General features: G+C 66.7%; 9 protein-coding genes. 4 read left to right on the top strand and 5 right to left on the bottom strand.

The window, feature by feature from the left end; translation table 11 throughout:
• Position 1 precedes the first annotated feature (1 nt).
• Both ACW170_RS04095 and dapF read right to left on the bottom strand, forming a co-directional pair.
• Complete coding sequence (locus ACW170_RS04095; protein WP_492088413.1) at positions 2–2359, bottom strand: NADP-dependent malic enzyme; 2358 nt, start codon at positions 2357–2359, stop codon at positions 2–4.
• Positions 2360–2501: 142 nt separating this feature from the next.
• Positions 2502–3332: a diaminopimelate epimerase gene (gene dapF, locus ACW170_RS04100; protein ID WP_492088414.1), complete on the bottom strand. Its 831-nt coding sequence runs from the start codon at positions 3330–3332 to the stop codon at positions 2502–2504.
• A 40-nt stretch (positions 3333–3372) separates the two neighbouring features.
• On the opposite strand from dapF, the gene ACW170_RS04105 reads away from it, so the two are divergent.
• From ACW170_RS04105 to ACW170_RS04120, 4 genes are all read left to right on the top strand, one after another.
• Complete coding sequence (locus ACW170_RS04105; RefSeq protein WP_492088415.1) at positions 3373–4164, top strand: potassium channel family protein; 792 nt, start codon at positions 3373–3375, stop codon at positions 4162–4164.
• Positions 4165–4257: 93 nt separating this feature from the next.
• Positions 4258–6417, top strand: coding sequence for a prolyl oligopeptidase family serine peptidase (locus ACW170_RS04110; protein ID WP_492088416.1), 2160 nt, complete (start codon positions 4258–4260; stop codon positions 6415–6417).
• A 147-nt stretch (positions 6418–6564) separates the two neighbouring features.
• Positions 6565–8769, top strand: a complete 2205-nt coding sequence (locus ACW170_RS04115) for a prolyl oligopeptidase family serine peptidase (protein WP_492088417.1) — start codon at positions 6565–6567, stop codon at positions 8767–8769.
• A gap of 67 nt (positions 8770–8836) precedes the next feature.
• Entirely contained in the window at positions 8837–9589 is a 753-nt protein-coding gene (locus ACW170_RS04120) for a DUF1223 domain-containing protein (protein WP_492088418.1), read from the top strand.
• A 79-nt stretch (positions 9590–9668) separates the two neighbouring features.
• Here the strand turns inward: ACW170_RS04120 and rplS are convergent, their stop codons facing one another.
• From rplS to ACW170_RS04135, 3 genes are read right to left on the bottom strand one after another with little or no spacing between them, the layout of a single operon-like run.
• Positions 9669–10091: a 50S ribosomal protein L19 gene (gene rplS, locus ACW170_RS04125; RefSeq protein WP_492088419.1), complete on the bottom strand. Its 423-nt coding sequence runs from the start codon at positions 10089–10091 to the stop codon at positions 9669–9671.
• A gap of 1 nt (position 10092) precedes the next feature.
• Positions 10093–10818, bottom strand: a complete 726-nt coding sequence (trmD, locus tag ACW170_RS04130; protein ID WP_492088420.1) for a tRNA (guanosine(37)-N1)-methyltransferase TrmD — start codon at positions 10816–10818, stop codon at positions 10093–10095.
• Positions 10819–10862: 44 nt separating this feature from the next.
• Positions 10863–12710 (bottom strand): DUF885 domain-containing protein, encoded by a 1848-nt coding sequence (locus ACW170_RS04135; RefSeq protein ID WP_492088421.1) that lies wholly within the window; start codon positions 12708–12710, stop codon positions 10863–10865.
• Positions 12711–12819 lie beyond the last annotated feature (109 nt).

Genomic DNA, 12819 nt, shown 5'->3' on the forward strand with positions numbered 1-12819 from the left:
ATCAGACGGTGGGGGGCACCGCAGTGCTCGGCTTTTCGACCACGGCGGCGGGCGGGCGCGGCGCCGAGGTCAGGCCCGACCCCTGGAAGGCGGGGCCGGCGTCATAGGCGGAGAAGGTGGCGGCCGTGATGATCTCGCTGACCGAGGCGCCCAGCGACACGATCTGCACCGGCTTTTCGAGACCGACCAGAAGCGGGCCGATCACGGTGGCGCCGCCCAGGGCCTGAACCAGTTTGGTCGAGATGGCGGCTGAATGAATGGCGGGCATGACTAGGACGTTGGCCGGCTTGGTCAGGCGGTTGAAGGCGTAGGCCGGGTGGCCCTTGGGATCCAGGGCGACCTCGGGCGGCATTTCGCCCTCGTATTCGAAATCGACGCCCTTCTTGTCCAGGATGCGGATGGCCTCGCGCACCTTCTCGGCCCGGTCGCCGGGCGGATTGCCGAAGGTGGAATAGCTGAGGAAGGCCACGCGCGGATTGCGGCCCAGTTTGCGCACCGTCTCCGCCGCCTTGATGGCGATGTCGGCCAGTTCCGCCGCGTCCGGCAGTTCGTGGATGGAGGTGTCGGCGACGAACAGGGTCCGGCCCTTGGCCAGCAGGATCGATAGGCCGATCAGGGTGTCCTCGACGTCCAGCACGCGCTGGACCTCTTTCAGGGCCATGTTGAAGTTGCGGGTCACGCCCGCGACCATGGCGTCGGCCCGGCCCTTGGCGACCAGGGTGGCGGCGAAATAGTTTCGGTCCTGGTTGATCATCCGCGCCACATCGCGGCGCAGATAGCCCCGGCGTTGCAGCTTTTCGTACAGCCAGTCGGTGTCCTCGACATTGTGTTCGGAGACGCGGGCGTTGGTGATCTCTATGCCCAGGTCGTCGAAGTTCAGCCCGGCCTCGGCGGCGTTCTGACGGATCAGATCCTCGCGGCCGACCAGGATCGGCGTGCCCAGATCGGCCTGTTTGAAGCCCCAGGCGGCGCGGATCACGGCCAGTTCTTCACCCTCGGCGAAGACGACCCGCTTGTTCGCCCCACCGCGCACGGCCGAGCTGATCTTCTGCATCAGGGCGGCGGATGGATCGACACGCGAGCGCAGGGCGTTGCGATAGACGTCCATGTCCTCGATCTGGACGCGGGCCACGCCGGTATCCATGGCGGCCTGGGCGACGAAGGGCGGGATGTACCAGATCAGGCGCGGGTCGAACGGGGTCGGGATGATGTAGTCCGGGCCGAATTTCAGCTTGCGGCCGCGATAGGCGGCGGCGACCTCGTCCGGCACGTCCTCGCGGGCCAGGGCGGCCAGGGCCTGGGCGCAGGCGACCTTCATCTCATGGTTCACGCGCCGCGCGCGCACGTCCAGGGCGCCCCGGAACAGATAGGGGAAGGCCAGGACGTTGTTGACCTGGTTCACATAGTCCGAGCGGCCGGTGGCGATGATGGCGTCCGACCGCACCGACTTGACGTCTTCCGGCGTGATTTCGGGATCGGGGTTGGCCATGGCGAAGATGATCGGATTGGGGGCCATGGAGGCCACCATTTCCTTGGTGATCGCGCCCTTGGCCGAGAGGCCCAGCACCACGTCGGCGCCGACCATGGCCTCGGCCAGGGTGCGCAGCGGGGTGTTGGTCGCATGGGCGGCCTTCCACTGGTCCATGCCGTGTTCGCGGCCCTGGTAGACCACGCCGTCCTTGTCGCAGATGACGGTGTTCTCGGCCTTGACGCCGGCGGCCTTCATCAGGGCGATGGACGACAGGCCCGCCGCACCGGCTCCGGCCAACACCACCTTGACCTCGTCCAGCCGCTTGCCGGCGACGTGGCAGGCGTTGATCAGGCCGGCGGTCGAGATGATGGCCGTGCCGTGCTGGTCGTCATGGAAGACGGGGATGTCCAGCAGATCCTGAAGCTCGCTCTCGATGACGAAGCACTCGGGGGACTTGATGTCCTCCAGATTGATGCCGCCCCAGGTGTCGCCGATGTTCTTGACGACGGTAATGAACTCGTCCGGATCGGTGGTCTTCACCTCGACGTCGAAGCTGTCGACGTCGGCGAAGCGTTTGAACAGGACCGACTTGCCCTCCATCACCGGCTTGGAGGCCATATGGCCCAGATTGCCCAGGCCCAGGATGGCGGTGCCGTTCGAGATGACGGCGACCAGATTGCCCTTGGAGGTGTATTCGTAGGCCTTGTCCGCATCGGCGGCGATGGCCAGGACCGGCACGGCCACGCCCGGCGAATAGGCCAGCGACAGGTCGCGCTGGGTCGCCATCGGCTTGGTCGGGGCCATGGAGATCTTGCCCGGGGTCGGGAAGAGGTGGAAGTCCAGCGCCTCCTGGTCGGAGAAGGTCTGTTTTTCGGTTTGATCGGGCATCGGGGCGTCCAGGGCGTCGGCGGGGCTGTAACCGTTCGTGTCCTAGAGTGTGGGAAGGGCCGCGCCAAGCCTTGACCCCCCGGAAGGCGTACAGACCTGTTCCGAAGCTTCCGTTCGCGTCAGCGTCAACCGGCAGCGCCGCCTAGAAGGTCAGAGCGCCCGTGCGTTCGATCTCGACCGGGCCGGTCATCAGGACATGGTCGGTCGCCGCGTCCCAGTCGATCACCAGTTCGCCGCCATCGACGACGACGGTGGCCTTGCGATCGGTCAGGCCGCGCCGGGCCGCCGCCACCTGGGCCGCGCAGGCGCCTGTGCCGCAGGCCTTGGTCAGGCCGGCGCCGCGTTCCCAGACGCGCAGACGGATATGGTCGCGGTCCAGCACATGGGCGAAGCCGACATTGACCCCCTGGGGAAACAGCGGGTGATGTTCGACCAGGGAGCCGGAGCCGGTGACGAAGCCGTCGTCCTGTCGATCGGTGAAGAAGACGACGTGCGGATTGCCCATCGAAACGGCGCCCGGCGTGTGCAGCAGGGGGGCGTCGATGGGGCCGACCTGAAGCTCGATGCCGCGGGTGTCCATTTCCTCGGCCAGGGGCACCTGGGTCCAGTCGAGCCGGGGCTTGCCCATATCGACCGTGACCCGGCGGTCGCCGGCCCGCGTGGCGGTGGTCGGGCCGGCAGCGGTGTCGATCGTCACCCTGTCGCCGCCGCCTGCCTCCATCAACAGCCAGCCGACGCAGCGCAGGGCGTTGCCGCAGGTCTCGACCATCGAGCCGTCGGCGTTCCACACCCGCATGAAGGCGTCCGCCGTGTCGGACGGCTCCATCGCGATCAGCTGGTCGAAACCCTCGCCCGAGGCGCGGTCGGCCAGGGCGCGGATCTGGTCCTCGGTCGGACGAAACGGCGTTTCCAGCGCGTCGATGACGATGAAGTCATTGCCGGCGCCGTTCATCTTGATGAAAGGACGGGTCATGCAGGCCATATAGGCCTATCCCTGTCGTCCGGAAACCACTGTGTCCCAGAGCGAAACCGACCCCAAGGACGGCCTGAGGCTGCGCGCGCGGCTGCGATACCTGTATCACGGCGGCCAGCCGGCGGCGGTGAAGTTTCGGCTGACGGTCATCGTCATCGACTTCGCCATCATCGCCTTCTTCCTGGCGGCCCCGATCCTGAAGAACATGGGCTGGGCCTTCTATGTGCTCGACTATCTGATCGCCGCCCTGCTGGCGGTCGATCTGGCGGCGCGGGCCTATGCTTATTCCGACGTTCGAGACTGGCTGAAGAAGCCGATCGTCTGGCTGGATCTGTTCATCCTGGCGACCCTGCTGTTCCCGGCCTGGCTGTTCAATCTCGGCTTCCTGCGGATGCTGCGGCTGTGGACCTTGCTGAACTCCGACTTCTTCTGGCGCACCGTCGGCGCCCGTTTCGACGACACGCGGGTCGAGGGGATCGTGCGCGCGCTTTCGGGGCTGGTCACCTTCGTCTTCGTCGTGACCGGCTTCGTCTATGCGACCTTCCGGGGGCATGACGGGATCAGCGGCTATATCGACGCCCTCTATTTCACCGTCGCGACCCTGACGACGACCGGGTTCGGCGACGTCACCCTGCCGGGGCCGCTGGGCAAGCTGTTGTCCATCGCCATCATGCTGGTCGGCATCACCCTGTTCCTGCGTCTGGCCCAGGCTCTGATCAAGCCGCACAAGGTTCGTTTCCCTTGCGACCGCTGCGGCCTTCAGACCCACGACCCGGACGCGGTCCACTGCAAGGCCTGTGGGAACCTGATCTGCATCCCCGACGAGGGCTGAGACAAAGATGACAAAACCGTAAGGGCGGATTCGTCGCCTTGCCGCAGGGCGGGTCGCCGTTAAGGTGCCCGTCTTCAATTCCGGGGACTGTCCATGATCCGCTCATCCGCCGCCGCGCTCGCGGCTCTTCTCGCCTCCACCAGCCTGACGTCGGTATCCATGGCCCAAACCGCCCCCTCCGCCCCCGCCTTCGCGACCAGCGAGGCGAGCGACCCCTATGTCTGGCTGGAAGACGTCGAAGGCGAGCGGGCCATGGCGTGGGTTAAAGAACACAACGCCCATTCGCTGGGCGTGCTGCAGGGCGACCCCCGCTATGAGCCCCTGCACCAGCAGGCGCTCGCCATCGTTCAGGCGCGCGACCGGATCCCGTCGCCCGGCTTCACCCATGATGGCCATATCGACAACTTCTGGCAGGACGCCCAGCATGTGCGCGGCGTCTGGCGGCGCACGACGCTGGACTCTTACAAGACCGCCGAGCCCCAGTGGGAGACGGTGCTCGACATCGACGCCCTGGCCGAGGCCGAAAGCGCCAACTGGGTCTACAAGGGTTCGACCTGCCTGGCCCCCGAAGAGCGCTACTGCCTGATCAGCCTGTCGAACGGCGGCAAGGACGCCGTGACCCTGCGCGAATTCGACAGCGTGACCCGCAGCTTCGTCGAAGGCGGCTTCTTCCTGCCGGAGTCCAAGGGCGGCGCGACCTGGCTGAACAAGGACACCCTGCTGATCTCGCGCGATTTCGGCGCCGGCACCCTGACCAACTCCGGCTATCCGATGGTGGTCAAGCGGATGACGCGCGGCCAGTCGCTGGATCAGGCCGACGTCCTGTTTATGGGCGAGCCGACCGACGTCTCGGTGTCCGGCTATACGCTGCGCGACGCCGACGGGGTGCTGAAGGCGACCCTGATCAACCGGGCGATCGACTTCTATTCGTCCGAGACCTATCGCGTGACCGACGACGGGGCGGTGGTCAAACTGGCCCTGCCCGCCAAGTCGGACATCACCGGCCTGGTGGCCGGCAAGCTGGTGGTGTCGCTAAAACAGGACTGGACCGCGCCGTCGGGCCAGGATTTCAAGAGCGGCGACCTGATCGCCTGGCCGCTGGACGCCTGGCTGGAAGACCAGGCCACGCCCGCTGTCCTCGTGCTGCGCCCGACCGAGCGTCAGGCGGTCGAGGGGGTCAACGCCACCCGCAACACCCTGGTCGTCGCCCTGTACGACAATGTGCGCGGTTCGGTGCGGGTCTATCGTCCCGGCGACAGCGAGTGGACCTATTCGACCCTGGACCTGCCGCAGAACGTCTCGGTCGGCGTCGGCTCGGCGTCTGAGGTGGACGACAAGGTCTTCGTCAGCGTCACCGGCTACCTGAACCCGTCCAGCCTGTGGCTGGCCGATGCGGCGACCGGGGCGGTGGATCAGGTCAAGTCGATGCCGGCCAAGTTCGACGCCGCCGGCATGACGGTGGACCAGCACGAGGCCCGCTCGGCCGACGGGACCATGATCCCCTATTTCGTGGTCCATAAGGCGAACATGCCGCTGGACGGGTCCAACCCCACGCTGCTGTACGGCTATGGCGGGTTCGAAAGCTCGTTGCTGCCCGGCTATTCGGCGACGGTCGGCAAGCTGTGGCTGGAGCGGGGCGGGGTCTATGTCATCGCCAATACGCGCGGCGGCGGCGAGTTCGGTCCCCGCTGGCACGAGGCGGCCCTGCAACAGAACCGCCAGCGCGCGCACGAGGACTTCCAGGCCGTGGCGCTCGACCTGATCGCGCGCGATATCACCAGCCAGCCGAAGCTGGGGATCATGGGCGGCTCCCAAGGCGGTCTGTTCATGGGGGCGATGCTGACTCAGCGGCCGGACCTGATCAACGCGGCCGTCATCCAGGTGCCCCTGTTCGACATGCTGCGCTTCCACAAGCTGCTGGCCGGCGCCTCATGGATCGGGGAATACGGCAATCCCGATGTTCCGGAAGAGCGCGCCTGGATCCAGGCCTATTCGCCCTATCAGAACCTGCGGGCGGGCCAGCCCTATCCCGAAGTCTTCATCCACACCTCGACCAAGGACGACCGGGTCCATCCGGGCCACGCCCGCAAGGCGGCGGCGCGTCTGGAGGAGCTGGGCTATCCGGTCCTGTTCTATGAGAACACCGACGGCGGCCATGCGGCGGGGGCGAACCTGCGCGAAACGGCGCGGCGGTTGGCGCTGGAGTACACCTATCTGTCGCGGCGGCTGATGGACACGCCGGCGAAGGAATAGATCTCCTTATCCGCTCATCCCCGCGAAAGCGGGGACCCAGTGCTTTCGCAAGGTTCGGCGGCTGGGATCGAGTTCAGTATGAATGGGCGACGCCGAACGCCCAAAGGTCTGGGTCCCGGCTTTCGCCGGGATGAGCGGAGTTTTTAAATGCGTCACCTGATCCTGTCCGCCGCCATTCCGGCCCTTCTGATGGGGGCGACGCCCGTGTTCGCTCAAGCCGCCGCGCCGATGCAGCAGGCCGAGCGCGCGCCTCCGCCCCACCTTCCCCGCGACCTGACCCCCGCGGGCGTCGCGGCCGCGGACTATCATCTGGCGCTGGAGCAGGTGGACGGAGCCGAGGCCATGGCCTTCGTCGCCGATGAGAACCGCAAGTCTCTGGCCGTCCTGACCGGCGATCCCCGCTATGAGACCTTTCGCGCAGAAGCCCAGGCGATCCTGACCGCCACCGACCGGATCCCCGGCCCGTCCTTCCTCGGCGACGGGATCGGTAATTTCTGGCAGGACGCGACCAATCCCAAGGGCGTCTGGCGGCGCACGACGCTGGACTCCTACCGCACCGCGACGCCGCGGTGGGAGACCCTGCTGGACATCGACGCCCTGTCCAAGGCTGAGGGCAAGGACCGGGTGTTCAAGGGCGCCGACTGTCTGGCGCCCGACGAGACCCGCTGCCTGATCAACCTGTCCGATGGCGGCAAGGACGCGGTGGTCGTGCGCGAGTTCGACCTGACGACGAAACAGTTCGTGGACGATGGTTTCAACCTGTCAGAGGGCAAGCACCGCATCGAATGGCTGGACCGCGACACGCTCCTGGTCGCGACCGACTTCGGGGCCGGGACCATGACCGAGTCCGGTTATCCCTTCATCGTCAAGACGTTGAAGCGTGGCCAGACCCTGGCCCAGGCGGTCGAGGTCTATCGCGGCGAACAGGGCGACGGCGGCTATGGCGTCAGCCCGGCCGTCTATCGCGACAAGGACGGCAAGGTCACAGCCGTCATCATCACCCGCCCGCTGGACACCTTCCGGTCGGAGACCTGGGCCATGGCCCACGACGGTTCGACGGTGAAACTGGCCCTGCCGTCGCGGGTGTCGATTTATGGCGTCATCGGGTCCCGGCTGGTCGTGTCGAACGACGAGGCGTGGCGCTGGGGTTTGCGTGAGGTGACGGCGGGCTCGCTGCTGGCCGTGTCGCTGGACGAGCTGAAACGCGGAAGCGGCGGCCTCTATCCCGACACCGATCCCGAGACCATCTTCACTCCGGGGCCGCGCCAATCGCTGCAGTCGGCCGCAGTGATGAGCGATTCCGTCCTGGCCACCCTGTCGGACAATGTCGCCGGTCGCCTGACCCAGTTCAGCTTCGGGCGGGACAATCGCCCGGTCTGGAGCGGCGCCTCCATCGCCGTACCCGACAATGTGGCCGTCAATCTGGGCGACTCCTCCAAATCGCGCGGCGAGGCGTTTGTCTCCTTCCAGGGGTTCCTGACGCCTCCGACCCTCAGCCTAGCCAGAGTGGACACCGGCGCCCTGACCGAACTGAAATCCGCCCCGGCCAAGTTCGACGCCTCGACCCATGTGGTGGAGCAGTACGAGGCCACCTCGACCGACGGGACCAAGATTCCCTATTTCATCACCCGGCCGCGCGACATGAAGCTGGACGGGTCGAACCCGACCATCATGCTGGGTTACGGCGGCTTCCAGGTCAGCCTGAACCCCGCCTACAAGCCCGAGATGGGCAAGCTGTGGCTGGAGCGGGGCGGGATCTTCGTCCAGGCCAATATCCGTGGCGGCGGCGAGTTCGGGCCCGACTGGCATCAGGCGGCCCTGGACGGAAACCGCCAGCGCGCCTTCGACGATTTCGCCGCCGTGGCGCGTGATCTGGAACAGCGCGGCGTCACCAGCCCGCGCCGCCTGGGCATCTATGGCCGGTCGAACGGGGGGGTTCTGACCAGCGTCTCCATCACCCAGCATCCGGAACTGTTCAATGCGGCGGTGATCGAGAGCCCGCTGGTCGACATGCTGCGCTATCACGAGCTGCCGGCCGGCGCCTCGTGGATCGGCGAATACGGCGACCCGCGCATTCCGGAAGAAGCCGAGTGGATCGCCCGATATTCGGCCTATCAGCAGCTGCGGCCGGACGTGGTCTATCCCCGCGTCTATCTGACCACCAACACCCGCGACGACCGGGTCCACCCCGGTCACGCCCGCAAGTTCGCCGCCCGTCTAGGCGATCAGGGCCACGACCATCTCTATTATGAGGACACGGCCGGCGGTCACTCCAACGACGCCGATCCGGTGGCCAACGCGCGTCGCTGGGCCCGGCACTATGTCTATCTGTCGCAACAGCTGATGGATTGAGAGGGGGCGCGGGCGGCTCACGGACTTATGACCGCAGGCAACGTCCGCGACGTCTAAGAACATGGCCATGAGACACAGGATCGGGGTCATAGCAGCGACGGTCATTGCGGGCGCAGTCCTGTCCGCAGGCTCGGTCGCCCAGCCTGCGAGGCCGCACGTCAAGCCTGTGCGTCACGCCGTGAACGCCGGCCCGCCGGTCGTGGTCGAACTGTTCACCGCCCAGGGCTGCGGCGGCTGTATCGAGGCCAATGCGGTGTTCGAGCGGGCGGCGGGGGAACCCGGCGTCATCGCCCTGACCTATGGCGTCGACTATTGGGACTATCTGGGCTGGACCGACACCTTCGCCCGGCCCGAGTTCACCCAGCGCCAGCGCGATTATCGCGTCGCCCTGCGCCAACGCGGGGTCTCGACGCCCCAGGTGGTGATCGACGGTCGGCGTCAGGTATCCGGCGCGCGTAGTCAGGAGCTTGAGACCGCCATCGTCGAGGAAGCCGGTCGTCAGGTCTGGCCGCCCGAAATCGAGTTCCGCGAGACTGGCGACCGGGTCGGCATAGGTTCGGGCCGCGCCCCCGCCGGGGGCGCCGAGGTCGTCGCCGTCACCTATACGCCCGGCCCCCAGGTGGTCGAGGTCAGCCGCGGCGAAAACCGGGGCCAAACGGTGCGCCACGTCAATGTGGTGCGCGACATCGCCCGGTTGGGCGAATGGCGCGGCCGCCCCATTCTGTTCGACCTGCCCCAGACGCGCGACGAGGAGGCCGTGGTGGTGATGGTTCAGGCCAAGACCGACCACCGCATCATCGGCGCTGCAGTCAGGCAATAGGCCGGCCGATCCGGCGCAACAAAAAAGGCCCCGGCGCTGACGCCGGGGCCTTTTCCTTGACTGATCTTCAAACCTGAAATCAGGCCTCGTCGCCCTTGTCGGCGGCGCCCGTCTCGGGGACCACGGCGCCCTTGGCGGGACGGACGGTCTGGCGTTCGGCGATCCGGGCCGACTTGCCGCGACGATCGCGCAGATAATAGAGCTTGGCGCGACGCACGACGCCGCGGCGCTTCACTTCGATCGACTCGATGTTCGGCGACAGAATGGGGAATTTGCGTTCGACGCCTTCGCCGAACGAGATCTTGCGGACCGTGAAGGTTTCGCTGATGCCGCCGCCGTCACGGGCGATGCAGACGCCTTCAAAGGCCTGGACGCGCTCGCGCTCGCCTTCCTTGATCTTCACGTTGACGCGCAGGGTGTCGCCGGGCTGGAAGACCGGGATCTTGCGTTCGCCCAGGACGCGGGCTTTTTCTTCGGCGTCCAGCTGTTGAACGATGTTCATTTTATTTCTCCTCGAGCTTTGCGCTCTTTGCCTGTGATTTGGCGAGATGCGCTTCCCAGAGGTCTGGTCGCCGCTCCCGCGTGGTCTCTTCCCGCTGCGCCTCGCGCCATTTGGCGACCTTCTTGTGGTCGCCCGACAGCAGCACCTCGGGTATCTCAAGCCCCTCGAACGTCCGCGGTCGCGTGTACTGCGGGTGTTCCAGAAGCCCGTCCTCGAAACTCTCGGACGACAGGCTGTCTGCCGCGCCGAGCACTCCGGGGATCAGTCTTACGCACGCCTCGATCACGACCATGGCCGCCGCCTCGCCGCCGGCGAGCACCGCGTCTCCGACCGAGACCTCCTCGAACCCGCGAGCGTCCAGCACCCGTTGGTCCACCCCCTCGAAACGGCCGCACAGCACGACGATTCCGTCTGCTTTCGCCCATTCCTTGACGCGCGCCTGGGTCAGGGGCCGACCCCGGGCGCTCATGTACAAAAGCGGCCGTTTTGGTCCCGGCAGACTATCGACCGCCCGAGCCACTACGTCCGCCTTAAGCACGGCTCCCGGGCCGCCACCCGCAGGGGTGTCGTCCAGGAAGCCGCGCGTATCTGTGGAAAAGGCGCGAATGTCAACCGTATCCAGGTCCCACAAGCCCTTCTCACGCCACGCCGTGCCGATCAGCGACACGCCGAGCGGGCCGGGAAAGGCCTCGGGAAACATGGTCAGGACGGTCGCGGTGAAGGGCATGGCGCGCGCCCTTTACCGCCCTGTGACCGGAAAGGCGAGCCGGGTCAGGTCGTCGGCGCCCCGCCGCCTGCCGCGATCCAGCCATCGACCTGGTCTTCCAGCACGTCCAGCGGCACCGAGCCGGAGCCCAGGACCACGGCGTGGAAATCCTTGATGTCGAACCGGTCGCCCAGGGCCGCCTTGGCGCGGTCGCGCAGTTCCTCGATCTTCAGCTCGCCGATCTTGTAGCTGGTCGCTTGGCCGGGATTGGTGATGTAGCGCTCGACTTCCTTTTCGATGTCGCGCTCGGACAGCAGGGAGTTCTGACGGAAATAGTCCATCGCCTGTTCGCGGCTCCAGCGTTTGGCGTGCAGGCCGGTGTCGGTCACCAGACGCACGGCGCGCCACAGCTCGGTCGAGAGCCGGCCGAAGTCGGAATAGGGGTCCTGATAGAAGCCCATCTCCTTGCCCAGCTGCTCGGCATACAGTCCCCAGCCCTCGGCATAGGCGCCGTAACCGCCGAAGCGGCGGAAGCGGGGCAGGCCCTCGATCTCTTGCGCATAGGCGATCTGGAAATGGTGGCCGGGCGCGCCCTCATGATAGCTGATGCCCTCGATCTGGGGCTTCAGCACCTGGGTCATGTCCGACAGGTTGACGTAATAGATGCCCGGTCGCGACCCGTCCGGCGCCGGCGAATTATAGAAGGCGATTGAAGCCGTCGCCTCGCGGAACGGCTCGACCGCCCGCACCTCCAGCGCCGCCTTGGGCAGGGTCGAGAACCACTGCGGGGCCGCCGCCATCACCTGGGCGATGAAGCCGCGCGCGTCGGTCAGATACTGTTCCTTGCCCTGCGGCGTATTCGGATATTGGAAGCGCGGATCGGTCTTCAGGAAGGCGAAGAATTCCTGCAGCGTGCCGGTGAAGCCGACCTGGGCCTTGATCACTTCCATCTCGGCCTGGATGCGGGCGACCTCGTCCAGGCCGATCTGATGGATCTGGTCGGCGGTCAGGTCGGTGGTGGTCGAGAGCTGGAGCCGGGCGTTGTAGTAGGCCTCGCCCTGCGGCAGGCGCCACACGCCGGCGTTGCTGTCGGCCAAAGGCTGAACCTCGGCCAGGGCCGTCAGCACGGTGTCGAACCCGGCCTTGTACGGGCCCGTCAGGGCGGCGCGGCCTTCGCCCAGCAGCCGGTCTTTGGTCGCCTGATCCACGTCCAGCGCCGCGACCTTCTTGTTGAAATCGGCCCAGACCGGATTGTCCGCGCCGTCGTCGAACGGCGCGCCGGAGATGACGTTGCGGGTATTGGCAATGGAGGGCTCGAACACGAAGCGGGGCGACACCACGCCGGCCGCCGCGCGCTGACGCAGCTCGTCGGCGACCTGGCCCATCTGGACCTGGGCGGCGCGCAGCCGGGCGACATAGGCTTCGGCGTCGGCGACGCTGGAGACGCGGTGGTTGTTGATCAGGAAGACCGGCAGGCTGGTGGTCGGATTGCCGTTGGCGGCGAACTGAAAGCCCCAGTCGCGCCACTGGTTCGACAGCCGCGCCTGTTGGACGCCGTATTCGAACATTCGCCACGACAAACGCGCCTGAGGTCCCAGCTTCTGCAGATCGAACTCGGCCTCCATCCGGGCCAGCTGGCTTTCGGACAGGGCCAGGGCGCGGTCGGCGGCGACGTCTGAGACATCGTCCAGCCTATCGTAATCGGTCTTGATCCCCAGCGACGTCATCTGTTGCGGGCTGAGGGCGATGCGGGCCTGAAAAGCCTCTTCGAAGAAGGCGTTCAGCCGCGCGTCCTCGCTCTGGGCTTGGGCAGACGGCGCGGCGGTCGGTGCGGCGCTTGGCGTCTGGGCCAGCGCCGGCACGCCAGACAGCACCGCCAGGACGGCGGTGGACGAGATCAGAAAACGACGCATGAACAACCCCTCGAAGACCAAGCGTTCACCTTCGGGGCGTCGCCCGTCCGACGCAAGCGTCAGCGCAGCGGCGCTACGCGATACGTCAGAGATCAACCAAATCGCGATA

It is taken from the genome of Brevundimonas sp. FV2ps16 (genome assembly GCF_058681075.1).

Coding starts and splice junctions, on each gene's coding strand:
- ACW170_RS04095 (WP_492088413.1), bottom strand. CDS start 2,359: ATGCCCGATCAAACCGAAAAACAGACCTTCTCCGACCAGGAGGCGCTG.
- dapF (WP_492088414.1), bottom strand. CDS start 3,332: ATGACCCGTCCTTTCATCAAGATGAACGGCGCCGGCAATGACTTCATC.
- ACW170_RS04110 (WP_492088416.1), top strand. CDS start 4,258: ATGATCCGCTCATCCGCCGCCGCGCTCGCGGCTCTTCTCGCCTCCACC.
- ACW170_RS04115 (WP_492088417.1), top strand. CDS start 6,565: ATGCGTCACCTGATCCTGTCCGCCGCCATTCCGGCCCTTCTGATGGGG.
- ACW170_RS04120 (WP_492088418.1), top strand. CDS start 8,837: ATGAGACACAGGATCGGGGTCATAGCAGCGACGGTCATTGCGGGCGCA.
- rplS (WP_492088419.1), bottom strand. CDS start 10,091: ATGAACATCGTTCAACAGCTGGACGCCGAAGAAAAAGCCCGCGTCCTG.
- trmD (WP_492088420.1), bottom strand. CDS start 10,818: ATGCCCTTCACCGCGACCGTCCTGACCATGTTTCCCGAGGCCTTTCCC.
- ACW170_RS04135 (WP_492088421.1), bottom strand. CDS start 12,710: ATGCGTCGTTTTCTGATCTCGTCCACCGCCGTCCTGGCGGTGCTGTCT.